Here is a 23524-nt window from a genome sequence, read left to right on the forward strand (position 1 = left end):
CATCCATACAAAAATAAAGTACTTACTCTCAGCAGAAAGGCTCAAGATTCAGACAAAACTATCACTACTGAGAAAGTGTATGGTTTCATAATAGAAACTTCTGTCGATTATCCAAGCACTCAGAATGACTTCTAACACAACTTTGACTATGTAACATTGGTGTGATTTTTCAACGAAACACTCTGTCGGCAATGAACCCATCGATGCGACAATGAACTTATTGAGGTAAGTGTCGCTGAGCATACCCGACTATCGCGTGTGAGATTTCTTGTAGAACCCCCGTTTCCAGTTGCCAATGATGCCAATAAATCCGATGGGACATTAAAAAACCGGGAGTAACATCAACCAACGCGCCACGCTCTAGCTCGTCGGTAATTTGCAAACGAGGGATTAAGCAATAGGCTACACCAGCTAACGCCACTTTTAGAAACGCTTCAGAGCTGCTGATGTTATGGTGAATGACGCTATCAGGGTTGACATTGAAATGCTCGGTAAGAAAGGTTCTATGTAGGTCATCATATTGATCATACGAAACGGCCGGCGCCTTGGCCAAAGTCTGGTTATTAACGCCTTGAGCAAAGTAACGCTGATAAAACTCCGGGCTCGCGACACAAACGTAATCAACACGTCCCAAGTAATCCGCTCTACAGCCAGGTATCGGCTGGGATTCTAAGCTGATCGCCCCCGTCACTTCGCCACTTTTTAGCTTTTCGATGGAACGAGATTCACCATAGATAGTGAGTTTGAGTTCAACTTGACGCTGCTTCATGACATCTTGCAGTGCAGGCAGTAGCCAAGTAGCAAGGCTATCAGCATTGGTCGCCAAAGAGAGTTGTACAGGTCGAGTACTGGTATCATTCTTGATTTCGGGCAGAATTTCATGCTCGAGTAAGCGCACTCGACGATAAAGGCCTAATAACTTTTTACCAATCGGCGTTGGCTTGGGTGGTTGACTACGAACCAAAACGGGTTGTGCGAGAAACTTCTCTAATTGTTTAATACGTTGAGAAATCGCTGATTGCGAGACAAATAAATGTTCGGCTGCACGCTCAAAGCTCCCCTGATAAACCACTGCATCTAATGCCTCAATCCATTTATAGTCCAACCCTCTCATCCTGCTCTTCCTCTCCTGATAAAACATCAACCCTTAAATTAGCTTAGCTAATATAATATTAAAATCATTAATTATACTTATTTAGATAAACTCTTTATCTTTCACCCTTCTGAGCATTTATTGGTTATCTTGAAGTGAGGTGAAGTGTGAGCTTGTGGGTTCTATTGCAAGGGTTTGGTTTAGGGGCATCAATGATCATTCCGATCGGCGCACAAAATGCGTATGTCTTAAATCAAGGCATAAAGCGCAATCATCACCTGACGACTGCCACTATTTGTAGCATCCTAGATATGATCTTCATTTCTCTAGGTATCTTTGGTGGTGGTGCGATTTTGTCTCAAAATGAAATCTTACTAACATCGGTGACGCTTGGTGGTATTGCCTTCCTGAGCTTTTATGGATTACTGTCACTTAAGAGTGCGTTTAAGTCAGACAGTGAGTCAGAATCAAAAGGTGAAGTCGTCGCTCGTGGTCGTCGAACGGTCATTTTAGGCGCGTTAGCCGTCACAGTACTTAACCCACACTTGTATTTAGATACAGTCGTTATTCTGGGTTCTATTGGTGGGCAGTTTGAAGGCCATGACCGAATTGCTTTTGCACTAGGTACGATGATGGCTTCCTTTGTTTGGTTCTATACCTTGTCAATAGGAGCCGCAAAACTAGGCCCTACCCTATCAAAGCCAAGAGTGAAAAAAGGCATCGACATCGCGGTCGCAGTAATGATGTTCACGATTGCGTATGTTTTAGCTAGCGAACTTATTGAAAAGTACTGGTAATCAACAGGACAACATAGACATGGAGTCACTAAAGCGTATCTATGATATCAATAGAGAGCGACTCAACGCGCTCTCTATTCCTTTTCGGGAATGGCAGCATGAAGCCATCTTAGACTTTGACACGGATATAAGAATTGCGTCCGAGCTTGGATGGACAGGCACGCACACCAAAAGCCTCTTCTTAAAACTTAAAGGACAAGGCTACGCAATTTATCTAACAGAAAAAGACTCTCGCCTCGATGCCAAACAAATAAAAGCCGTCACAGGTAAACGCCCATCAATTTGTGACGACGGTGAAATGGTCGAAGTGTTAGGTTGTTTGCCTGGAGCGGTATGTCCGATTGGCTTACCTGAATATGTCACGCTCATTGTTGATACAACCCTCTATCTACACGAAGAGTTGCTCTATACGCCAGGGTTGCCTGAATTCACCTTTGGCTTTGCCGGTAAACATCTAAAACGTCTATTGCTTGCCGGTAATCACATTCTTTATGAGATATAAAAAAGCGAGGCCAATTGGCCTCGCTTTCGAATATCTACCGCTTGTATTAAGCGTCGATTTTGTTCAGATGAACATCCATTTGTGGGAATGGAATTTCGATACCATTTTCATCCAGTGCTTCTTTAATACCTTGCATTGCATCAAAGTATACGCCCCAGTAATCTGCAGTTTTCACCCATGGGCGAACCACAAAGTTTACTGAAGAGTCTGCCAGTGTAAGTACACCGATTGTGATATCAGGATCTTTCAAGATACGCGGATCTTTTTCTAGCGTCTCGCGAATTACTTTCTTCGTTAGTTTAAGATCCGCTTTGTATGACACACCAATCACTAAGTCGACACGTCGCGTTGCATGACGAGAGTAGTTAGTAATTGCACCACCGATTACTGACGAGTTAGGCACAACAACCATCTTGTTGTCTGGTGTTTTTAGAACAGTTTGGAAGATTTGAATTGCTTCAACACTACCCGCTACACCGCCAATTTCTACGTAGTCGCCAGATTTGAATGGGCGGAACGCAACAATGAGTACACCAGCTGCAAAGTTTGATAGTGAACCTTGTAGCGCAAGACCAACAGCAAGACCTGCCGCACCGATTACAGCCACGACTGAAGCGGTTTGAACGCCTAATCGACCAAGAGCTGCGATAAGTACGATTACAAATAGCAAGTAACGAACAAGACCGTGAATAAATTCAACGACAGCCTTATCCATGTTTTTCTTTTCTAGTACTTTAGAGACACTACCAGCGACTGCTTTAACGATAATATTACCGATAAACAGAATAAGCAGCGCAGAGATAATGTTCACACCGTACTGAACCAGTAGATCTGAGTTGTTTGTCAGCCAAGTTTCAGCCTGAGTTAGACCATCCGTTAAAGTGGTATCGATACCCACCGATTCACCTGCCATAATTCTTATCCTCAAAAATAAAGATATATAAATCCAATTGCCGTTAATTTATGAACCTTGTTTTTTAAAGGCTCTTTTCTAAAACAACATCCCTATTGCCCCACTGAACAGTGTCAGATTTTTGGCACAATATCCCAACTTTGACTTTTTTCAAAGTCAGAGTTTCGCAAAGATATGCAAAACAAGACTTTATCAGAGTTTTCTGATATTGGCTTGTTACAGGTTACGCAATGCACTCTTATTTCGCCACTCCTATGACTGATATTCCTATGTTTTTATTTAAAAACGTTAAAGGGGGAACATCCCACCAGAAAATACAACCTGACGCATAAAGATATCAATAGGAAAACAGGGAAAGAAACATAGGGGCAAAATGATAGACATAAAAAAACCCGCTCAAAAAGCGGGTTTTTAAGTAACTTAATCAGTAACGATTATAGTACGTCAACTGCGTTTAGGTCAGCAAATGCTTGCTCTAGACGAGCTACCATTGAAGCTTGACCAGCACGTAGCCATACGCGTGGATCGTAGTACTTCTTGTTTGGTGCATCTTCACCAGTTGGGTTACCGATTTGACCTTGTAGGTAATCGTGGTTTTCAGCTTCGAACTTACGGATACCATCCCAAGTTGCCCACTGTGTATCAGTATCGATGTTCATTTTGATAACACCGTAACCGATAGACTCACGGATTTCTTCTAGAGAAGAACCTGAACCACCGTGGAATACGAAGTTTAGAGAGTTCGCTGGAAGACCGAATTTCTCAGAAACGTGCGCTTGAGAATCACGTAGGATAGTTGGAGTTAGAACAACGTTACCTGGCTTGTACACGCCGTGTACGTTACCGAAAGATGCTGCGATAGTGAAACGGTGGCTGATTGCGCTTAGTTTCTCGTATGCGTATGCAACGTCTTCTGGAGAAGTGTATAGCTCAGACGCATCCATATCAGAGTTGTCAACGCCGTCTTCTTCACCACCAGTACAACCTAGTTCGATTTCTAGAGTCATGTTCATTTTAGCCATGCGCTCTAGGTACTTAGCAGAAATCTCGATGTTCTCTTCTAGAGACTCTTCAGAAAGGTCGATCATGTGAGAAGAGAATAGTGGCTTACCAGTTTGCGCGAAGTACTCTTCACCAGCGTCTAGTAGACCGTCGATCCAAGGAAGTAGTTTCTTAGCAGCGTGGTCAGTGTGTAGGATTACTGGTACACCGTAAGCTTCAGCTACAGCGTGAACGTATTTCGCACCAGCAACAGCACCTAGGATTTGAGCTTCTTGACCTTCAAGTTTTAGACCTTTACCAGCAAAGAAAGCAGCACCACCGTTAGAGAATTGAACGATAACTGGAGCTTTAACTTTTGCAGCTGCTTCAAGTACTGCGTTTACAGAGTCAGTACCCACACAGTTTACTGCTGGAAGTGCAAAGCTGTTTTCTTTTGCAACTTCAAATACTTTCTGAACGTCATCGCCAGAGATAACACCTGGTTTTACGAAGTCGAAGATCTTAGACATGGATGTAATCCTATTTATCTGTCGTTTTTAAACAAAACTTGTTAAGTTGAAAATCTTGCAAACGTTTGCTCACAACTGAGGCTATTCTAGCAGAGTTCCTCACACGTTGCAGCAAACAAGAAAGCGGGAGAATCACTCCCCCGCTTTGCTTTAATTACTTAGCGCGTGCTTCTAGCATTTCTACTGCTGGAAGAACTTTACCTTCTACGAACTCAAGGAAAGCGCCGCCACCTGTAGAGATGTAAGAAACGTCAGCTTTGATACCGAACTTGTCGATAGCTGCTAGCGTGTCACCACCACCTGCAACAGAGAAGCCTTCAGATGCTGCGATAGCTTCTGAGATACCTTTAGTACCTGCTTCGAAGTTCTTGAATTCGAATACGCCAACTGGACCGTTCCATAGGATAGTCTTCGCGTTCTTAAGGATTTCTGCTAATTCAGCTGTTGAATCTGGGCCAAGGTCGAAGATCATGTCGTCGTCTTGTACTTCAGAAACGTGTTTAATTTCTGCTTCTGCGTTTTCGTCGAATGCTTTCGCACATGCAACGTCAGTTGCTACTGGAATTGCACACTCATCCATTAGCTTCTTAGCAGTGTCTACTAGATCCGCTTCGTATAGAGACTTACCAACGTTGTGGCCAGCAGCTGCGATAAATGTGTTAGCAATACCACCACCAACAACTAGTTGGTCAGCGATTTTAGATAGAGACTCAAGTACAGTTAGCTTAGTAGAAACTTTTGAACCACCTACGATAGCAACCATTGGGCGAGCTGGGTTGTCCATTGCTTTACCTAGCGCTTCAAGCTCGTTTGCTAGAAGAGGGCCAGCACAAGCGATAGGTGCGTGCATACCAACACCATGAGTTGACGCTTGAGCTCGGTGAGCCGTACCGAATGCATCCATTACGAATACGTCACATAGTGCTGCGTATTTCTTAGATAGCTCTTCGTCGTTTTTCTTTTCGCCTTTGTTAAAGCGAACGTTTTCTAGAACAACAAGTTCACCAGCGTTTAGCTCTAGGCCATCTAGGTAGTCTTTTGCTAGCTTAACTTCACAATCTAGTGCGTCGTTTAGGTAGTTAACAACTGGTTGTAGAGAGAACTCTTCAGCGTATTCACCTTCAGTTGGGCGACCTAGGTGAGACGTAACCATTACTTTAGCGCCTGCTTCTAGGCAGTGCTTAATAGTTGGAAGAGATGCGATGATACGTGCATCTGAAGTTACTTTACCGTCTTTTACTGGCACGTTTAGGTCAGCACGGATAAATACACGTTTACCTGCAAGATCCAGGTCAGTCATCTTGATTACAGACATGATGTGTCCTCTCAAATATTGATAATTAAAGTTTTTGAAAACTCGGCAACCCTGCCAAGCCTGTTAATTCTTCAAACTGGTTATAGATGATATGGAGATATCATGGATTTATTTCAAGGCTTGAAATAAAAATTCTCCATCACTTCTTCGTCATTACTGCTCCACTTGAGAAGAAGCTTGCATTGCTAAGGCAGTATCCAGCATCCGGTTAGCAAAGCCCCATTCGTTGTCGCACCAAACGAGCATTTTTACGAGTTGCCCGTTACTCACTCTAGTCTGGCTTCCATCAACAATCGCACTATGGGGGTCGTGGTTAAAGTCGATGGAAACGAGTGGCGATTCAGTATAGTCAACAATGTTACGTAATGTACACTGAGATGCGTTAACAATGGTTTGATTTACGTCATTAACTTTCACATTTGTATTAATTGTGACACTTAAATCCATTGCGGTGACGTTAACGGTTGGGACACGAACAGAAATTGCTTCGAATTTGTTGGAAAATTTCGGGAAGATTCTTTCAATCCCCTTATGCAACTTGGTGTCAACCGGAATAATAGATTGGCTAGCAGCGCGGGTACGGCGTAGATCGTTATGGTACGCATCGATTACTTGCTGATCGTTCATGGAAGAGTGAATCGTGGTTATGGTACCGGACTCAATACCGAAGGCTTCGTCTAACACTTTAATGATGGGAACGATACAGTTGGTAGTACAAGAGCCATTGGAGACAACACGATGCTCGTCTTTCAGAGTTTCGTGGTTCACACCATAGATAATCGTATTATCTATGTCGTTTGCGCCCGGGTGTGAAAACAGCACTTTCTTCGCGCCAGCTTCTATATGCGCTTGCCCATCGGCTTGTGAACCAAACACGCCAGTGCAATCCAAGACAATATCGACTTCTAAATCACGCCAAGGAAGTAGTTCGAGTTCAGAGAGGTGAAGAATGCGAATAGAGTCATATTCGCCGCTGTCATGATGAACATGCAAGTGTTCTTGGTCGTGGGAGATTTTTTTACCGAAGCGACCATGACTAGTGTCATATTGCAGTAGGTGCGCCATCGCTTCTGGCTGCGCTAATTCGTTAACCGCCACAACCTTGATCTGCTGATGTTTTCCGCTTTCATATACGGCTCGCAGAACATTACGACCTATACGTCCAAATCCATTGATCGCAACCTTTAGCATTTATCCTTCGCCCTACCAAAAATTTCGTGTCACAGATACTACCTGATCAGGCTGAAAAACGCACCTGTTGAATCATAGTAAAGCAGGATTAAAAAAGGCCGAGACAATGCTCGGCCTTATTACAACAATAATTAAAATGCGACGTCTAAACCTAACCAGTAGCGACGACCATCTTCGACATATCCGTATTCTTCGTAACTGATTTCCTCATCCAGCAAGTTATAGATCGCACCTTTAATACGAGTATTATCGGTTAACTGGTATGTCACACCAGCGTCAACAAAAGTATAAGCAGGCTCTACGATACTGTTTCTTGATGGGCCAGTAACCGGATCCATTTCTTTACCTCGGTAAGTGACTTTAGCCCAGCTTTCTAGATCTGTTGTTGTTTGCCAAGTTACATCCACATTAAACAAATGCTTTGGTAACTGCTGCAGCGGCATGCCTTTGTATTCACCTGTTTTTTGCTCTGAGTCGGTAAATGTGTAGCTCGAGCTGAGGTAAATGGTTTCCGTTAATGGCGATGCTAAGGTCGCTTCAATACCTTGTGTGACCGCTTCGTCCACGTTAATGCGGTACGTTGGATCTGCACCCCATTGGTTTGGTCCATCTGTACAGATGGTATCTGGGCAAACAACACGTGTGATCTTGTCTTTGAACTCATTATGGAACGCAGTCAAAGAGACATCTAAACCAGAGTCACCTTGATACAAGACACTGATTTCTTTGTTTAGCGACGTTTCAGGGTCAAGGTCTGGGTTACCGTAGATATTACCGCCGCCACTGACTTGCGCCCAACCAGGAGTAATTTCACGTAATTGCGGAGAACGGAAACCTGTTGCCACGCCACCTTTCACAGTCCAAGACGGGTCAACTCGCCATACACCATAGACACGCGGACTAAAGTGCGCGCCATAGTTTTCGTCATGATCTAGACGACCACCAAGCGTAACGCTAAACGGATCGGCGATTCTCCATTCATCTTCAATGAAAACAGCCCACTGCGTATTCGATGTTTCGGTCTTCGATGACGCTTTGTTGGAGGTGAAATCCTCAAGCTCGGCATGAGTGGCGTCCACACCAGTCGTCAACGTATGGTTTCCAATACCAGTCACCAAGCTCGATTTGAACGTGGTGTTGGTGATCGTCATCTCGCGAGATTTGTTCTCGCTCTCTTCACGTTGTAAGTAAGTATCTGAGATGCCAACCGAGTCCCAGTCGCCATTGTGACTTAGCGTTACATAATTACGACGATATTCGTTGAGTGAATCCTCACAACCTCTTCGGCAACCCGTCGTTGGTACGGAAAGGCCAACGTTACCGCGACGACTTTGTGCCGATGTGCCACCCTCTAGTTGCACAGAATGGCGGTCATTAATCTGGTAGGTCAGTTTTGAAGAGATACTTTGCATATCTTTATCTTCATAACCGTATTCAATATCGTCTTCTTCTCTTGCGGTATACTGACCGTATACTTGGAGAGATAGATTTTCGGCTAGCGGCCCATTGACGAAGAAATTCGCGCTCTGCTCTCCGCCCGAGCGACTGTTTTCTTGCAGAACCGTGCCTAGCTGAACATTACCTGTCCACTCCATCGCGTCTTTTCGCGTGATCACGTTAATTACACCACCAATCGCATCAGAGCCATAAAGCGTCGACATTGGACCACGGATAACTTCAATTCGCTCAATCGCTTGAAGAGGAGGCAACCAACCTTGTTCGATACCAGGGCCGTCACTATTTGGGCGAGTTTCACGTGTGCTTTGACGTTTACCATCGACCAGTATCAAAGTGTATTTAGAACCCATACCACGGATACTGATATCGGTAGTGTCACCACCACCTGTTACGACGACACCAGGCACACTTTTTAGTGCATCAGTCACATCGCGGTAATAACGAGAGTCCAACTCCTCACGTGAAATCACACTAATACTTGCAGGCGCGTCCGCTTGAGATTGCTCATAACTTGATGCAGTTACAACCACTGTTTCCATTTTAGAAACCGCATCATTGGCAAATACATGAGGGACACTGACGAAGGCTAAAATACCAGTTGCAGTAATAACTGGCAGTCTAAGAGTAGACATCTACATCTCCATAATTGATAATGATTATTATTTTCGAAAGTGAATTATTCACAAATAGAATGAGATGCATAGTGAGAGTTATGGAACGGTTCTTCCCATTTATGGAACCCGTGCATAACGCAGTAAGGAGTAAATGAAATATGCACGACTTAGCATCAATTCGAGCCTTTGATGCGCTCAATCAGCATAAGAGTTTGACCGCCGCTGCCAAGGCCCTTAACCAGCCTAAATCAACGCTAAGTCGTCGCTTAGCACAATTAGAAGAAGATTTCGGTCAGGCTCTAACCGCAAGACAAGGTAACCGATTAGTTCTGACAAGGGCAGGAGAAATTTTTGCCCACTACAGTCGCCAGATTCTTGAGCTAAGTGAAGAGAGTTATGACGCGCTTCAAGGTTTAACAAACCAAGTTTCAGGGCCGCTACATATTGTTTGTCACACAGCATTAGTTAGAAGTTGGCTAGGTGGTGTGCTCAACGGTTTTCTTGCCGATAATCCTGACGTTAGGGTCCAACTTACCAGTGACTTTTCTGAAGCGCACCATGACCCAGATTTGTTCATCTGGCTCGGTGAGCGTAAAGATCTCGATTGGCGCAAAGAGGTATTAGGCTCATTTCGTTACACGCCCTTTGCCTCTCCAGCTTATCTTGAACAACACGGTTCGATCCTGCACCCCAAAGAGCTTGAAGCACATCCGTGGATCGATTTTGGCTCGGTACAAGAAAATGGATTGATGCTCACACACCCTCAACACGGTGAGTTCTTTTTAGAGCCATTTGTGAGTCGCTTATACAGCGACAACATCGCAATGCAGATCGACAGCATCGCGAATGGTCATGGTATTGGACTGTTGCCAACTTGGACAGCAAGCGGCTACGAGAAACATCATCCGGGTCGAATCACACCTTGCTTAGAAGGTTGGCTTTCAGAGCCCATCTCCATTAACTGCTATACGCCTGCAGGAAGACCACCACTGCGCTTATCCGTACTTTTAGACTGTATTCACCAAAGCATTCCACAAGGTTGGAAAACCTGACAAAAAACAAAAAAGGCCATCGCAATGATGGCCTTTCCAACTTTAGTATCTAACAGTCGTCCTTTACGTTCGGACTATTGAGACAATCTAGCAGTTACGCTAGCAATTCTTTTGCTGTGTTCACTACGTTTTCAGTCGTAAAGCCAAACATCTCGAATAGCTGACCAGCAGGTGCAGATTCACCAAATGTCGTCATGCCGATGATGCGACCGTCGAAACCAACGTACTTGTACCAGAAGTCTGCGATGCCCGCTTCGATAGCGATGCGTGCCGTTACGTCTGATGGCAATACTGCTTCACGGTAAGCGGCGTCTTGTTTGTCGAATGCATCTGTTGATGGCATTGAAACCACGCGCACTTTCTTACCTTCTGCTGTTAGTTGAGTCGCAGCTTCTACTGCTAGCTCAACTTCAGAGCCTGTTGCGATAAGGATAAGCTCTGGCTTGCCTTCACAATCTTTCAGGATGTAAGCACCTTTCGCGATGTTCGCTACTTGCTCAGCTGTACGATCTTGTTGCGCTAAGTTTTGACGAGAGAAGATAAGTGCTGTTGGTGCATCTTTACGTTCAATCGCTAGTTTCCATGCTACGGCAGACTCAACCTGGTCACACGGACGCCATGTGCTCATGTTTGGCGTTACGCGTAGAGATGCCATTTGCTCAACAGGTTGGTGAGTTGGGCCATCTTCGCCAAGACCAATCGAATCGTGCGTGTACACTTGGATGTTCTGAATTTTCATCAGCGCAGCCATACGCATTGCGTTACGAGCGTATTCCATGAACATTAGGAATGTTGCGCCGTAAGGAACGAAACCACCGTGCAATGCGATACCGTTGATGATAGCGGTCATACCGAATTCACGTACACCGTAGTGGATGTAGTTGCCAGAGAAGTCATCCGTTTCTAGAGACTTAGAACCAGACCACATGGTCAGGTTAGAAGGCGCTAGGTCAGCAGAACCACCCATAAACTCAGGAAGCATTTGACCAAACGCTTCTAGTGCATTTTGCGATGCTTTACGTGATGCAATGTTCGCTGGGTTTGCTTGAAGATCAGCAATGATTTGGTTCGCTTTTTCTTCCCATTCCGCTGGAAGTTCGCCGTTTAGACGACGTTTAAGCTCTGCTGCTTCTGCAGGGTAAGCTGCTGCGTATGCTTCGAACTTTTCATTCCAAGCCGCTTCTTTCGCTGCACCTGCTTCTTTTGCATCCCACTCAGCGTAAACATCTGCAGGGATTTCAAATGGACCGTACTCCCAACCTAGGTATTCGCGAGCCGCTTGAATCTCATCGTGACCTAATGGCGCACCGTGACAGTCGTGCGAACCAGACTTGTTAGGAGAACCGAAACCGATAATTGTTTTAGTACAGATTAGAGTCGGACGAGGATCCGCTTTAGCCGCTTCAATCGCTGCGTTGATTGCTTCAGGATCGTGACCGTCTACCGCTGGGATTACGTGCCAGCCGTAAGCTTCGAAACGCTTAGGTGTATCGTCAGAGAACCAACCTTCAACGTGACCGTCGATAGAGATACCGTTGTCATCCCAAAACGCGATCAGTTTGCCTAGACCTAGCGTACCTGCTAGAGAGCATGCTTCATGCGAGATGCCTTCCATCAGACAGCCGTCACCCATGAACACATACGTAAAGTGGTCAACGATGTCGTGACCTTCTTTGTTGAACTGTGCCGCTAGTGCTTTCTCTGCGATAGCCATACCAACAGCATTAGTGATGCCTTGACCAAGAGGACCCGTTGTTGTCTCGATACCAGGCGCGTAGCCGTACTCTGGGTGACCTGGGGTTTTTGAGTGCAATTGACGGAAGTTTTTCAGATCGTCAATAGATAGCTCATAACCGCTTAAGTGCAGTAGAGAGTAAATAAGCATTGAGCCGTGACCGTTTGATAGCACGAAGCGGTCGCGGTCGGCCCACTCTGGGTTTGATGGGTTGTGGTTTAGGTGAGAGCGCCAAAGAACTTCAGCGATATCAGCCATACCCATTGGTGCGCCTGGGTGGCCTGAGTTAGCTTGTTGAACACCATCCATGCTTAGAGCACGAATTGCATTGGCAAGATGTTTACGAGACGACATGTCTGCTCCTGAGTACATTAAGCGAAACGAAAAGTAGGTCATAATTCTCTCAAAGCCCTCTTGGGTGTGCAAACGTTTTCCAGTCCAAAACCTCACAAATATTGCACCTTTCGCGCCAAATCGTTCGAAGTTCTTAAAATTATCAATAAATCAGGCAAACGTTTGGTTATAACAAAAACCAAAAAAGAGCTTGTAATTCGAGCAATCAAATTTAGAATAGACGTCTAGATGTAGATACACCTACAAAAATTAGTATTAATTTGCGCTGGAGAGTTTATCATTCCCCAGTTTTAAACCAGATATAGTGGAGCTAACATGGCTAAGCACCTGTTTACTTCTGAGTCAGTATCAGAAGGTCATCCAGATAAAATTGCAGACCAGATTTCTGATGCGGTTCTTGACGCGATTCTAGAGCAAGATCCAAAGGCTCGTGTTGCATGTGAGACTTACGTTAAAACCGGTATGGTAATGGTGGGTGGTGAAATCACGACTTCAGCATGGGTAGACATCGAAGAGTTAACTCGTGAAACCGTTCGTGAAATCGGCTACGTACATTCAGATATGGGCTTTGACGCAGATTCTTGTGCGGTACTAAACACAATAGGTAAACAGTCGCCAGATATCAACCAAGGTGTTGATAAAGCTGACCCTAAAGAACAAGGTGCAGGCGACCAAGGCATCATGTTTGGTTACGCTTGTAACGAAACTGAAGTACTAATGCCAGCGCCAATTACTTACTCTCACCGTCTTGTTCAAAAGCAAGCAGAAGTTCGTAAAAACGGCACACTACCTTGGTTGCGCCCTGATGCAAAATCTCAGGTAACATTCCAATACGATCAAGGTAACATCGTTGGTATCGACGCGGTTGTTCTTTCAACTCAACACTGTGATTCAATCTCAACTTCAGACCTGCGTGAAGCGGTAATGGAAGAGATCATTAAGCCAGTGCTACCTTCTGAGTGGATCAACAAAGAAACAAACTTCTTCATCAACCCAACTGGTCGCTTTGTAATCGGTGGTCCTATGGGTGACTGTGGTCTAACAGGTCGTAAGATCATCGTAGATACCTACGGCGGCGCAGCTCGTCACGGTGGCGGTGCGTTCTCTGGTAAAGATCCATCAAAAGTTGACCGTAGTGCAGCATACGCAGCACGTTACGTAGCGAAAAACATCGTAGCGGCTGGCATGGCTGACCGTTGTGAGATCCAACTTTCTTACGCAATCGGTGTTGCGGATCCAACGTCTATCATGGTGGAAACGTTCGGTACTGAGAAAGTATCTCACGACATCATCATTGAAGCGGTTCGTCAATTCTTCGACCTACGTCCATACGGTCTACAAGAAATGCTTAACCTTCTTCAACCTATCTACAAGAAGACAGCGGCTTACGGTCACTTCGGTCGTGAAGAATTCCCGTGGGAAGCGACAGACAAAGCTGCACTTCTACGCGATTTCGCTGGCATCAAATAATCAAGCCAAGCAAGAATTAATCAAGCCCTCGCCTCTGGCGGGGGCTTTTTATTTTCAGCAACTTTTATCCAGCCATTTAAGCTCATACCGCCCAGCCCCATGAAGCAGTCCTGTTTCTCCCTCATTTTTATACCGAATAAATTTTAAGCAATTATTTGTAAATTATCCCATCTCCGCCAATAGTTAAAATATTGTTAATTCCAATTTAAATAGAGACGTCGGATGCTGGTGACTGTGGCAGCAACACTTACGAAAGACACGAGTCAGGCATCTTTATGGCCGATACCAAACTAAGCCAATGCTCAGATGTAAACTTGAAAAAGTCGCTTCAAGTTTGACTGAACAAAAACCGCTGTCAGTTGGTATAAGCGGATAATGTGGGAATAAATCAAGGAGGAGTTATGCCTCGAACTGTTAATCCATCGGACTTCCACAACAAGCGAAAGGAAGTGCCAGACAACGAATACGCCAGAACCATACCGTGCAATACGGTCAATCTTTCTGCACCTTTTCATTGGCTCGCATTAGGTCTGCATGATTTCGTGCGAATGCCGCTTATTAGTGCTTTCTATGGCATCTGTTTTATGGCAGCTGCCATAGGCATTGTTTTGCTCGTTCAGTGGCAAGGCACACACTTGGTCGTCATGCCCAGTTTGATTGTTTACATGTTAATCGGTCCGTTTCTCGCGCTCGGCTTGTATGATGCCAGTTGGGAGAGAGAGCGCGGACACAAAGCAAGCTTGTTCCATTCAATGAAAGCGATCGGTCGTAATTCAACATCTCAATGGGCATTCGCCGTGTTACTCGCAGTGTGTATGATATTTTGGATGCGTATTGCCGCTCTACTTCATGCGCTTTACCCTTCTGTTCAAGGGGCATCTTTAAGTGAGTTCCTCCCCTTCCTTGTCATCGGCTCTCTAGTTGGCTTTGTTTTGGCTTGTGTGGTGTTTAGCATTTCAGCCTTTTCTATTCCGCTCATGATGGAGCGTCGCGTAGACATGATGACCGCTGTATTTACTAGCTTTAATGCGGTGAAATCCAACATTCCAGCGATGATTGTTTGGGCGGCGATCATCTGCGGCGGTATTCTTATCGGCTTTGCAACGTACGGGATCGGAATGTTGTTTACCATGCCAATTCTAGGCTACGGTACATGGCACGCTTACCATGCCACCATCAAGAAAAAACACACTCCGTAATTAACTGATGCTATGATCTGGCCCTCGCGAATGCGGGGGCTTTTTTATTTGATTTATCGAGGTGAGTTGTGGATATAGAACTAAGCTATAAAGCCAAACAAGTGATGGCGGACTGCATCGCGATGGCAGAGCAAGCTTTCAAACGTTCTTTCCCTATTCCAACGATCACCTTCAACGTCCGCGGGAAAGCGGCAGGAAAAGCCTACCTTCAATTGAATCAAGTGCGCCTAAATCCCATTTTATTTCGTGAAAACACCCAAGCATTCTTAGATGAAGTTATTCCTCATGAGGTAGCGCACCTGATTACTTATCAGGTTTACGGGCGAGTTAGGCCTCATGGCAAAGAATGGAAAGGCGTCATGGAAGCCGTATTTAACGTACCAGCCAAAACCACTCACAGCTTTGAAGTAAAATCCGTTCAAGGTAAAACCTTTGAGTATCGTTGTGGTTGTATGGCCTACCCTCTATCGATTCGCCGTCATAATAAAGTGCTGCGCAAAGAGGCGACGTACTCTTGTCAAAAATGCCGCCAACCACTTAACTTCACGGGCATTCAGTTATCGTAATCTATATCTCATAGTGTTACTTGCGTTCCCAAAATAAAGATCGAGTTTATCAAAACCTTCCCTTCGCCATTTATTGTTAACTTACTCATCACTAAAGCTATTTTATGCGTGTTATCATGAATAAAGTCATACTTTATAAAGACTTTAATCATGAAATACCTATTCTCTCTGTTACTTATCGCGCTTTCTAGCACTGCGGTTGCCGCGCCACCAAGCTCATTCTCTGCCGCCAAACGTGAGGCGGTAAAAATTTATCAAGACCATCCAACGAGCTTTTACTGTGGCTGCAACATTCAATGGCAAGGCAAAAAAGGCTCCCCAGATTTAGCCTCTTGCGGTTACCAAGTCCGTAAACAGGAAAAGCGGGCCGCACGAATCGAATGGGAGCATGTGGTACCTGCGTGGCAATTTGGCCACCAGCGTCAATGCTGGCAAGATGGCGGACGTAAAAACTGCAAGAAAAAAGACAAAACCTTTCGCTTGATGGAAGCAGACCTGCACAACCTAACCCCTGCCATTGGTGAAGTAAACGGTGACCGTTCGAACTACAACTTTAGCCAATGGAACGGTATCGATGGCGTGAGTTATGGTCGCTGTGAGATGCAAGTGAACTTTAAGCAGCGTAAAGTCATGCCACCAGACCGTGCTCGAGGTTCGATTGCTCGTACCTACCTATACATGAGCAAAGAGTACGGCTTTAAATTATCAAAACAGCAAACGCAGTTGATGAGTGCTTGGAACAAAACCTACCCAGTCGATAAATGGGAATGTGAGCGTGACGAGCGCATTGCCAAAGTACAAGGCAATCATAACCCATTTGTTCAAAAAGCCTGTCGCGCACTCTAGTGCTCCTCTACCTTGAAGCGTTTCAATAACTGATATTGAAACGCTTCTTGCCCCTTGTTTTTTCGGTTTAAAGCATCCATGTTAGGGTTTAAGTTTATTCTCTTGCTGGAAATCTCATGCGTATCCCTCGAATTTATCATCCAGAAACCATTCATCAACTTGGCTCACTTGCTTTAAGTGACGACGCAGCAGGCCATATCGGCCGTGTTCTGCGCATGAAAGAAGGCCAAGACGTTCTCCTATTTGACGGCAGCGGCGCAGAATTCCCAGCGGTTATCAGTGAAGTCAGCAAAAAGACGGTTTTGGTTAACATTACTGAGCGTGTAGAAAACAGTATTGAATCCCCTTTAGACCTGCACCTTGGTCAAGTTATTTCACGTGGCGATAAGATGGAGTTCACTATCCAAAAGTCAGTGGAACTTGGCGTCAATACCATCACACCTCTGATTTCCGAACGTTGTGGCGTCAAGCTTGACCAAAAGCGCTTTGAGAAAAAACTTGCGCAATGGCAAAAAATCGCCATCAGTGCCTGTGAGCAATGTGGACGCAATGTCGTTCCAGAAATTCGTCCAATTATGAGCTTGGAAGAGTGGTGTAAAGAAGAGTACGATGGCTTAAAGCTCAATCTTCATCCTCGTGCTAACTACTCAATCAACACACTGCCAACACCGGTTGAAAAAGTGCGCCTACTGATCGGCCCTGAAGGCGGTTTATCGTCTGAAGAGATCGAGATGACTCGAGAATATCAATTTGAAGAAACGCTACTCGGCCCTCGCGTTCTGCGCACCGAAACAGCGGCTCTGACAGCAATTACAGCCTTACAAGTTCGTTTCGGCGATCTTGGTTAAACGGAGAAAAATAATGATCAAACTCGGCATTGTGATGGACCCAATTTCGTCCATTAACATCAAAAAAGACTCTAGCTTTGCCATGATGCTTGAAGCGCAACGACGCGGCTATGAAATCCACTACATGGAAATGAATGATCTGCATCTCGATCAAGGCGTTGCTATTGCAGATACTAAAGTGGTGGAACTAAAAGAAGATCCAAACGGTTGGTACGAGTTCAAATCAGAGCAAACGATCGAACTGTCTGAGCTAGACGCTGTACTAATGCGTAAAGATCCTCCGTTTGACACAGAATACATCTACGCGACTTACATCCTTGAGCGTGCAGAAGAACAAGGTGCACTGATCGTTAACAAACCTCAAAGTCTACGTGATTGTAATGAAAAACTGTTTACAGCGTGGTTCCCTGAGCTGACACCAACGACAATCGTGACGCGAAAAGCAGAGAAAATTAAAGAGTTTCGTGAAAAGCATGGTGATGTCATCCTAAAACCGCTTGATGGTATGGGCGGCGCATCTATCTTCCGCGTAAAAGAAAACGACCCTAACGTCTCTGTAATCATCGAAACACTGACCAACCACGGTCAAAACTACGCAATGGCGCAAACCTTCGTGCCAGATATCAGCAACGGTGACAAACGTATCTTAGTCGTAGATGGTGAACCAATGCCTTACTGTCTAGCTCGTATTCCTGCAAAAGGTGAAACGCGCGGTAACCTTGCAGCTGGTGGCACAGGTGAGGCTCGACCACTAAGCGAGACCGATATTAAGATTGCTCAAACTGTGGCTCCTACACTGAAAGAAAAAGGCCTTATCTTTGTTGGCCTTGACGTAATTGGCGATAAGCTAACGGAAATCAACGTCACCAGCCCAACCTGTATTCGCGAAATTGAAGCGGCTTTTGACATCTCAATCACTGGCAAACTGATGGATGCGATTGAGCGTCGAGTAAAAGGCGAATAACTCAAACTGTATTACAGTTAATAGAGAGCGTAGTACATTAACTTAAGCAAACTCATGCACATACCTAGATGGTAAACTGTATGATGTTTGCTTAGGGGCATTTACGAGAGTTAAGGGTCAATATGAGTATGAATCTCACAAATCACTTTTTAGTTGCCATGCCTGGGATGAAAGATCCGTACTTTCAAAACAGCGTGATCTACGTTTGTGAGCACAACGAAGACGGAGCTATGGGGTTGATGATCAATGCTCCTGTTGATATCACCGTCGGCAACATGCTCAAGCAGGTGGAAGTTCAGCCAGTACACCCGCGCCTATTTGAAGCCAGCCTAGATAGACCAGTCTACAATGGCGGCCCAATCTCGGAAGATCGTGGTTTTATTCTGCATAAACCTAAAGATTACTACGAGTCCAGCGTCCAAATGACTGATGATCTCGCTGTAACCACTTCACGTGATATTCTTTCGGTGTTAGGAACAGAAGCAGAACCAAGTGATTACTTAGTGGCACTTGGCTACTCCGGTTGGAGTGCAGGCCAATTAGAAAATGAGCTGGTCGAAAACTCTTGGCTCACCATTGAAGCGACGCCTGAAATTATCTTTAATACACCAATCAACGAGCGTTGGAAGAAAGCGGTCGAAAAGCTGGGCATCGACCCAAGTCACCTTTCAGCAGACTCTGGACATGCTTAGTCCGAAATACAGTTACATTAGATAGAGACACCTTATGTCACGCACAATTATGGCTTTTGACTTTGGAACCAAAAGCATTGGTAGCGCTATTGGCCAAGAAATTACTGGTACGGCTTCCCCATTAAAAGCCTTTAAAGCCAATGACGGTATTCCAAATTGGGACGATATCGAAAAGCAAATCAAAGAGTGGCAGCCAGATTTGCTAGTGGTCGGTTTACCAACTGATCTTCATGGCAAAGACCTTGAGACCATAACCCCTCGTGCACGAAAATTTGCTAAGCGTCTGCAAGGCCGATACGGCTTACCTGTTGAACTGCATGATGAGCGTTTATCTACAGCAGAAGCTCGTGCGGAGTTGTTCAGCATGGGCGGCTACAAAGCCCTATCGAAAGGGAATGTGGACTGCCAGTCAGCGGTGGTGATTCTAGAAAGCTGGTTTGAAGCCCTCTGGGGTGAATAAAACACAATACTCAAAACAAGAAAAGGTTGGCAAGTGCCAACCTTTTTTCGTCTAAACACGCTTAATCCATATCGATCTTAACGTTAGCAAGACTGCCCGTAGAGAATGCTTCGCCACGCTGTGTTTTCAACATCAAGCGCAAATCATTCGCCGAATCGGCACTGTGCAGCGCATCTTCTTCGCTGATCTTACCTTGCATCACCAACTTATAAAGAGATTGATCGAACGTCAGCATACCAAACTCATTTGAGCGAGCCATGGTTGACTTCAACTCATGCAAATCTCCGCGACGGATCAAATCAGATACTCGTGGGCTATTTAGCAAGATCTCAAACACACCATGACGCCCCTGCCCATTCTTATCTCGGATCAGCTGCTGACCAACCACGCCTTTTAGGTTCATCGACAAGTCGAACAAGAATTGTTCTTTTTGATCTTTCGGTACCAAGTGAAGAATGCGCTCTAAAGCTTGGTTGGCATTATTGGCGTGCAACGTTGCCATACACAAATGGCCCGTTTCGGCGAACGTCATCGCGTATTCCATTGTTTCACGGCTACGGATCTCACCAATCAAAATCATATCTGGTGCTTGGCGCAGCGAGTTTTTAAGCGCAACTTCATAGCTTTCCGTATCTAACCCAACTTCGCGTTGAGTCACGATACAGCGCTTGTGCTCATGCACGAATTCGATCGGATCTTCGACCGTCAAAATGTGCCCCGTCTTGTTGCTGTTTCGATAGCCCGTCATTGCCGCCATTGTGGTGGACTTACCTGACCCAGTAGCACCAACCACCAACACCAAACCACGCTTGGCTATCGCTAAATCTTGCAACACTAACGGTAACTTTAATTGCTCAAAGGTGGGAATATTGGTTTCAATACGACGAATCACCGCACCCGGTAATTCTCGTTGAAAAAAGGCACTCACACGGAAGCGACCACAATCTCTCACAATGGCAAAATTCGACTCGCGACTTTTACGAAATTCCTGACGCCGATCTGGTTCCATAGCGCTGTCGAGTAATGCAGCCACATCACTCTCGGTGAGTTTTTCACCTTGTGGTCGCAATTCGCCATCCACGCGAAACAAAATTGGCGCACCAACCGTGATGTACAGATCCGACGCTTTCAGCGCCAGCATACCTTCGAGAAATTTATTTAGATCCATCTTCCGTGTTCACCTACGTATTACGAGAATTGCTGCACTTCTAACCCGATCTTACTATCGACCTCTTCACGAGCGACCATACCTTGTGCCATTAACTGACGAGCATTTTGCTCCATGGTTTGCATGCCGTGAGCCGCACCAGTTTGAATGATCGAATACATCTGCGCGACTTTGTCTTCGCGGATCAAGTTACGAATCGCAGGCGTTGCCATCATGATTTCATGGCATGCAATACGGCCACCACCATTACGTTTCAATAACTTTTGCGCGATAACCGAACGAAGGGATTCAGAAAGCATCGAGCGCACCATGTCTTTATCACTGCCAGGGAACACATCGATAATACGGTCAATGGTTTTTGCCGCCGAGCTGGTGTGTAACGTGCCGAACACTAAGTGCCCCGTTTCCGCCGCCGTTAATGCAAGGCTGATGGTTTCTTTGTCACGCATCTCACCAACCAGAATGACATCCGGGTCTTCACGTAATGCGCTGCGCAGTGCGTTTTGGAAACTGTGCGTATCACGGTGTACTTCACGCTGGTTGATCAAACATTTATTGTTGTTGTGAACAAATTCAATCGGATCTTCAATTGTGAGTACGTGCTTGTTGTGATTATGATTAATGTAGTCAACAATGGCTGCTAAGGTCGTCGATTTACCAGAACCTGTTGGGCCAGTAACCAGAACTAAGCCTTTTTCAGCGTTCGCAATTTTTTTGAAGATCTCGGGAGCTTCCAGCTCTTCCAAAGTTGGAATGCTACTTGGAATGGTACGGAATACTGCCGCACAGCCACGAGATTGGTTGAAAGCGTTGACACGGAAACGACCAACGTTATGCAACTCAAAAGAGAAGTCGACTTCGAGTTTTTCTTCGAACTCACTGCGTTGGGCATCGTTCATGATTTCGAAAACCAAACGATGCACTTCTTGGTGTGTAAACGCTGGAATGCCTAGTTTTCTCACATCCCCATCAATACGAACCATTGGTGGGACACCTGCAGAAAGATGTAGATCTGAGGCATTATGTTTTACACTAAAATCCAGTAACTCAGTGATATCCATTTAAAATCCTTAAGTCTAAAGTACAGCTATGAGTAGTATTCAACAAAATATTGAACATATCACCTCTCAAATTCGATATGACGAGCAAAAATGTGGTCGAACTCCAGAGTCAGTGCAACTTCTAGCGGTAAGCAAAACTAAACCTGTCGAGGCAATTCTCGAAGCCTACCAAGCGGGACAAACCGCCTTTGGTGAAAACTACGTCCAAGAGGGCGTCAGTAAAGTTCAGCACTTTGCCGAGCATTATCCAGATAATCGAATCGAATGGCACTTCATTGGCCCGATTCAGTCGAATAAATCGCGACTTGTTGCCGAACATTTCGATTGGGTTCACACCATAGATCGAACCAAGATTGCTCAACGCCTGAATGATCAGCGTCCAAGCGAACTTAAACCGCTACAAGTTCTGATTCAGGTTAACACCAGTGGTGAAGCATCTAAGTCTGGTGTCACCGAAGCGGAAGTATTCGAGCTGGCGGAGTTGATTTCTCGCCTACCCAACCTCACTTTAAGAGGGTTGATGTCGATTCCTGCCAACGTGTCTGATTACGAATCACAACTTCATGAATTTCAGAAGTTGGCTACATTGAAGCAAACACTCGAAGCTCAGTTCCCAGAAATCGATACATTATCAATGGGAATGAGTGGTGATATGACCGCTGCAATCGAAGCTGGTAGTACAATGGTTCGTATTGGAACCGCTATTTTCGGCGCGCGAGACTACAGCTAAATCAACAAAACGCTCACTAGCGACATAAATTCGTCGTTAAATTAAAGAGTAAATCGCGCAATCATCTTACTCGCCAATAGGAGCAGTAAGTAACAGCGGCGCCATTATACACCTGAGCGCACAACAAACTCTAAATATCATGATGGAAATCAGACAAATGGAACATAAAAAAATCGCCTTCATTGGTGCTGGCAACATGGTGAGAGCCATTGTTTCTGGCTTGGTTGCTAACGGATACCCAGCGCAAAACATTACCGCGACAGCTCCTTCAGAGGCACGCCGTCTTCCGCTAGAACAAGATTTTGGCATCCGTACCACCAGCGATAACATCCAAGCGGCGACCGAGGCGGATGTGGTGGTATTGTCTGTGAAACCGCAAATGATGGCTGATGTTTGTAAACCACTGCAAGCGATCGATTTCACTAATAAACTGGTGATTTCTATTGCCGCTGGCATCAACTGTTCACGATTGGATGATATGCTAGCGACAAAATTGAACTTGGTTCGTGTTATGCCAAATACGCCATCACAACTTGGGTTGGGCATGAGTGGTTTATTCGCACCAGCTCATGTAACTGAGCAAGACAAGGCTTTTGCCGCAGAGTTAATGGAAGCGGTCGGTAAGGTATGCTGGGTTGAGCAAGAGTCTGGTATCAATAATGTGATTGCCGCAGCGGGCAGTGCTCCGGCATACTTCTTTCTGTTTATGGAAGCAATGCAAGCAGAAGCGATTGCTCAAGGCTTTGATAAAGACACCGCTCGACTATTGGTTCAGCAAGCTGCATTGGGCGCGGCCAGTATGGTGGTTAGCAACCCAGAAACTGAGCTATCGACCCTGCGTGAGAACGTGACATCGAAAGGTGGGACAACGGCAGAAGCACTGCGTACATTCAACGAACATCAACTTTCAGATATTGTTGCTAAAGCCATGCAAGCTGCTGTGGCTCGCGCGGAAGAAATGGAAAAACTGTTTTAATTATTTGGA

22 protein-coding genes are annotated in these 23524 nt (G+C 45.3%); 13 read left to right on the plus strand and 9 right to left on the minus strand.

Features of this window, described 5'->3' with window-relative positions; genetic code table 11:
- Window positions 1-217: 217 nt before the first annotated feature.
- Window positions 218-1114 (minus strand): LysR family transcriptional regulator ArgP, encoded by an 897-nt coding sequence (locus J8Z23_RS13520; RefSeq protein WP_330944254.1) that lies wholly within the window; start codon window positions 1112-1114, stop codon window positions 218-220.
- A 146-nt stretch (window positions 1115-1260) separates the two neighbouring features.
- Between J8Z23_RS13520 and J8Z23_RS13525 the strand changes: the two genes are divergently transcribed.
- Both J8Z23_RS13525 and J8Z23_RS13530 read left to right on the plus strand, forming a co-directional pair.
- A complete protein-coding gene (locus J8Z23_RS13525; RefSeq protein ID WP_074191802.1) occupies window positions 1261-1890 on the plus strand; it encodes a LysE/ArgO family amino acid transporter in 630 nt (209 codons plus the stop codon).
- Between the two features lie 19 nt (window positions 1891-1909).
- A complete protein-coding gene (locus tag J8Z23_RS13530) occupies window positions 1910-2392 on the plus strand; it encodes a YbaK/EbsC family protein (protein WP_161444047.1) in 483 nt (160 codons plus the stop codon).
- A gap of 46 nt (window positions 2393-2438) precedes the next feature.
- On the opposite strand, the gene mscS is transcribed toward J8Z23_RS13530, so the two are convergent.
- From mscS to J8Z23_RS13555, 5 genes are all read right to left on the minus strand, one after another.
- Window positions 2439-3305, minus strand: coding sequence for a small-conductance mechanosensitive channel MscS (mscS, locus tag J8Z23_RS13535; RefSeq protein WP_005393946.1), 867 nt, complete (start codon window positions 3303-3305; stop codon window positions 2439-2441).
- A 434-nt stretch (window positions 3306-3739) separates the two neighbouring features.
- Window positions 3740-4816 carry a class II fructose-bisphosphate aldolase gene (gene fbaA, locus J8Z23_RS13540; protein ID WP_005393947.1) on the minus strand — a complete coding sequence of 359 codons (1077 nt, stop codon included), beginning with the start codon at window positions 4814-4816 and terminating at the stop codon, window positions 3740-3742.
- Between the two features lie 154 nt (window positions 4817-4970).
- Window positions 4971-6131, minus strand: a complete 1161-nt coding sequence (locus tag J8Z23_RS13545) for a phosphoglycerate kinase (protein WP_005393948.1) — start codon at window positions 6129-6131, stop codon at window positions 4971-4973.
- Window positions 6132-6284: 153 nt separating this feature from the next.
- Entirely contained in the window at window positions 6285-7322 is a 1038-nt protein-coding gene (gene epd / locus J8Z23_RS13550; RefSeq protein ID WP_006743084.1) for an erythrose-4-phosphate dehydrogenase, read from the minus strand.
- Between the two features lie 131 nt (window positions 7323-7453).
- Window positions 7454-9412 carry a ligand-gated channel protein gene (locus J8Z23_RS13555; protein ID WP_005393952.1) on the minus strand — a complete coding sequence of 653 codons (1959 nt, stop codon included), beginning with the start codon at window positions 9410-9412 and terminating at the stop codon, window positions 7454-7456.
- Window positions 9413-9552: 140 nt separating this feature from the next.
- Here J8Z23_RS13555 and J8Z23_RS13560 point away from each other — a divergent pair, with 140 nt between their 5' ends.
- On the plus strand, window positions 9553-10446 hold the full coding sequence (locus tag J8Z23_RS13560) for a LysR family transcriptional regulator (RefSeq protein ID WP_006743086.1): 894 nt from the start codon (window positions 9553-9555) through the stop codon (window positions 10444-10446).
- A 94-nt stretch (window positions 10447-10540) separates the two neighbouring features.
- Here J8Z23_RS13560 and tkt read toward each other — a convergent pair whose 3' ends face one another.
- On the minus strand, window positions 10541-12535 hold the full coding sequence (tkt, locus tag J8Z23_RS13565) for a transketolase (RefSeq protein ID WP_005393956.1): 1995 nt from the start codon (window positions 12533-12535) through the stop codon (window positions 10541-10543).
- Window positions 12536-12850: 315 nt separating this feature from the next.
- Between tkt and metK the strand changes: the two genes are divergently transcribed.
- The 8 genes from metK (at window position 12851) to ruvX (ending at window position 19580) form a co-directional block, all read left to right on the plus strand.
- Window positions 12851-14005, plus strand: a complete 1155-nt coding sequence (gene metK / locus J8Z23_RS13570; RefSeq protein WP_005381027.1) for a methionine adenosyltransferase — start codon at window positions 12851-12853, stop codon at window positions 14003-14005.
- A gap of 401 nt (window positions 14006-14406) precedes the next feature.
- The gene (locus tag J8Z23_RS13575) at window positions 14407-15204 is read left to right on the plus strand and encodes a DUF2189 domain-containing protein (protein ID WP_005393959.1); all 798 of its coding nucleotides are present in this window, start codon (window positions 14407-14409) and stop codon (window positions 15202-15204) included.
- Window positions 15205-15272: 68 nt separating this feature from the next.
- The gene (locus tag J8Z23_RS13580; RefSeq protein ID WP_434633927.1) at window positions 15273-15770 is read left to right on the plus strand and encodes a SprT family zinc-dependent metalloprotease; all 498 of its coding nucleotides are present in this window, start codon (window positions 15273-15275) and stop codon (window positions 15768-15770) included.
- Between the two features lie 150 nt (window positions 15771-15920).
- Complete coding sequence (gene endA, locus J8Z23_RS13585; protein WP_047008832.1) at window positions 15921-16616, plus strand: deoxyribonuclease I; 696 nt, start codon at window positions 15921-15923, stop codon at window positions 16614-16616.
- A gap of 116 nt (window positions 16617-16732) precedes the next feature.
- Window positions 16733-17464 carry a 16S rRNA (uracil(1498)-N(3))-methyltransferase gene (rsmE, locus tag J8Z23_RS13590; RefSeq protein ID WP_005393970.1) on the plus strand — a complete coding sequence of 244 codons (732 nt, stop codon included), beginning with the start codon at window positions 16733-16735 and terminating at the stop codon, window positions 17462-17464.
- A 13-nt stretch (window positions 17465-17477) separates the two neighbouring features.
- Complete coding sequence (gene gshB, locus J8Z23_RS13595) at window positions 17478-18428, plus strand: glutathione synthase (RefSeq protein WP_006743090.1); 951 nt, start codon at window positions 17478-17480, stop codon at window positions 18426-18428.
- A 128-nt stretch (window positions 18429-18556) separates the two neighbouring features.
- Window positions 18557-19120 carry a YqgE/AlgH family protein gene (locus J8Z23_RS13600; RefSeq protein ID WP_005393973.1) on the plus strand — a complete coding sequence of 188 codons (564 nt, stop codon included), beginning with the start codon at window positions 18557-18559 and terminating at the stop codon, window positions 19118-19120.
- Between the two features lie 34 nt (window positions 19121-19154).
- Window positions 19155-19580, plus strand: coding sequence for a Holliday junction resolvase RuvX (gene ruvX / locus J8Z23_RS13605; RefSeq protein WP_005381017.1), 426 nt, complete (start codon window positions 19155-19157; stop codon window positions 19578-19580).
- Window positions 19581-19641: 61 nt separating this feature from the next.
- On the opposite strand, the gene J8Z23_RS13610 is transcribed toward ruvX, so the two are convergent.
- Entirely contained in the window at window positions 19642-20748 is a 1107-nt protein-coding gene (locus J8Z23_RS13610; protein WP_006743091.1) for a PilT/PilU family type 4a pilus ATPase, read from the minus strand.
- A 20-nt stretch (window positions 20749-20768) separates the two neighbouring features.
- Window positions 20769-21809 (minus strand): type IV pilus twitching motility protein PilT, encoded by a 1041-nt coding sequence (locus tag J8Z23_RS13615; RefSeq protein ID WP_395229700.1) that lies wholly within the window; start codon window positions 21807-21809, stop codon window positions 20769-20771.
- Between the two features lie 28 nt (window positions 21810-21837).
- Between J8Z23_RS13615 and J8Z23_RS13620 the strand changes: the two genes are divergently transcribed.
- Together J8Z23_RS13620 and proC are read left to right on the plus strand one after the other, a co-directional pair.
- Window positions 21838-22539 carry a YggS family pyridoxal phosphate-dependent enzyme gene (locus J8Z23_RS13620; RefSeq protein WP_054575409.1) on the plus strand — a complete coding sequence of 234 codons (702 nt, stop codon included), beginning with the start codon at window positions 21838-21840 and terminating at the stop codon, window positions 22537-22539.
- A 157-nt stretch (window positions 22540-22696) separates the two neighbouring features.
- Window positions 22697-23515, plus strand: a complete 819-nt coding sequence (gene proC, locus J8Z23_RS13625) for a pyrroline-5-carboxylate reductase (RefSeq protein WP_047008834.1) — start codon at window positions 22697-22699, stop codon at window positions 23513-23515.
- Window positions 23516-23524: the final 9 nt, after the last annotated feature.

The sequence above is a fragment of the Vibrio sp. SCSIO 43086 genome (assembly GCF_051132235.1).
GTDB classification, from domain to species: domain Bacteria; phylum Pseudomonadota; class Gammaproteobacteria; order Enterobacterales; family Vibrionaceae; genus Vibrio; species Vibrio diabolicus.

Coding starts and splice junctions, on each gene's coding strand:
- J8Z23_RS13520 (WP_330944254.1), bottom strand. CDS start 1,114: ATGAGAGGGTTGGACTATAAATGGATTGAGGCATTAGATGCAGTGGTT.
- J8Z23_RS13530 (WP_161444047.1), top strand. CDS start 1,910: ATGGAGTCACTAAAGCGTATCTATGATATCAATAGAGAGCGACTCAAC.
- mscS (WP_005393946.1), bottom strand. CDS start 3,305: ATGGCAGGTGAATCGGTGGGTATCGATACCACTTTAACGGATGGTCTA.
- fbaA (WP_005393947.1), bottom strand. CDS start 4,816: ATGTCTAAGATCTTCGACTTCGTAAAACCAGGTGTTATCTCTGGCGAT.
- J8Z23_RS13545 (WP_005393948.1), bottom strand. CDS start 6,131: ATGTCTGTAATCAAGATGACTGACCTGGATCTTGCAGGTAAACGTGTA.
- epd (WP_006743084.1), bottom strand. CDS start 7,322: ATGCTAAAGGTTGCGATCAATGGATTTGGACGTATAGGTCGTAATGTT.
- J8Z23_RS13555 (WP_005393952.1), bottom strand. CDS start 9,412: ATGTCTACTCTTAGACTGCCAGTTATTACTGCAACTGGTATTTTAGCC.
- J8Z23_RS13560 (WP_006743086.1), top strand. CDS start 9,553: ATGCACGACTTAGCATCAATTCGAGCCTTTGATGCGCTCAATCAGCAT.
- tkt (WP_005393956.1), bottom strand. CDS start 12,535: ATGTCGTCTCGTAAACATCTTGCCAATGCAATTCGTGCTCTAAGCATG.
- metK (WP_005381027.1), top strand. CDS start 12,851: ATGGCTAAGCACCTGTTTACTTCTGAGTCAGTATCAGAAGGTCATCCA.
- J8Z23_RS13575 (WP_005393959.1), top strand. CDS start 14,407: ATGCCTCGAACTGTTAATCCATCGGACTTCCACAACAAGCGAAAGGAA.
- endA (WP_047008832.1), top strand. CDS start 15,921: ATGAAATACCTATTCTCTCTGTTACTTATCGCGCTTTCTAGCACTGCG.
- rsmE (WP_005393970.1), top strand. CDS start 16,733: ATGCGTATCCCTCGAATTTATCATCCAGAAACCATTCATCAACTTGGC.
- gshB (WP_006743090.1), top strand. CDS start 17,478: ATGATCAAACTCGGCATTGTGATGGACCCAATTTCGTCCATTAACATC.
- J8Z23_RS13600 (WP_005393973.1), top strand. CDS start 18,557: ATGAATCTCACAAATCACTTTTTAGTTGCCATGCCTGGGATGAAAGAT.
- ruvX (WP_005381017.1), top strand. CDS start 19,155: ATGTCACGCACAATTATGGCTTTTGACTTTGGAACCAAAAGCATTGGT.
- J8Z23_RS13610 (WP_006743091.1), bottom strand. CDS start 20,748: ATGGATCTAAATAAATTTCTCGAAGGTATGCTGGCGCTGAAAGCGTCG.
- J8Z23_RS13615 (WP_395229700.1), bottom strand. CDS start 21,809: ATGGATATCACTGAGTTACTGGATTTTAGTGTAAAACATAATGCCTCA.
- J8Z23_RS13620 (WP_054575409.1), top strand. CDS start 21,838: ATGAGTAGTATTCAACAAAATATTGAACATATCACCTCTCAAATTCGA.
- proC (WP_047008834.1), top strand. CDS start 22,697: ATGGAACATAAAAAAATCGCCTTCATTGGTGCTGGCAACATGGTGAGA.